Source organism: Acetomicrobium sp. S15 = DSM 107314, from assembly GCF_016125955.1.
Taxonomy (GTDB): domain Bacteria; phylum Synergistota; class Synergistia; order Synergistales; family Thermosynergistaceae; genus Thermosynergistes; species Thermosynergistes pyruvativorans.
This window is the reverse complement of sequence record NZ_JADEVE010000135.1, coordinates 1-321: the sequence shown is the minus strand read 5'-3', so window position 1 is coordinate 321 and position 321 is coordinate 1. Positions and strand designations below refer to the sequence as shown.

Annotated in this window: 1 protein-coding gene; it reads right to left on the bottom strand. The window is 51.7% G+C overall.

What is annotated here, in order from left to right:
* Positions 1-188: molybdopterin cofactor-binding domain-containing protein (locus EZM41_RS03435; protein ID WP_198469546.1), on the bottom strand; the 188-nt coding region annotated here is incomplete at its 3' end.
* Positions 189-321 lie beyond the last annotated feature (133 nt).

The following is a 321-nucleotide window of genomic DNA, read 5'->3' as shown; positions in this document are numbered from 1 at the left end:
ATACCGATCCTGTATGCTATGGCATCTACTACCGCTTCAAGGCCTCCCATAAGCTCCGGCAGGCCGAAGCCCCTATAGGCGCCTCCGAAGGGCTTATTCGTGTAAACACCGTAGCTGTTCACGTTCTGCCCCACAAGCGTGACCTCCAATACGCCGCTTTTGACGAGGTGCTCTACCTCATAGATCACGTCTTCTGGCCTGCGAGAGCGAAAGCAGTCTTTCTTGGAGAAAGCAAGAAAGACGGTCTATACGAATTACAAAATTATGGACAAATGGATACGAGAGAGAAGCGACGTTGAATGGATCTCCCCAGCCGGAGGT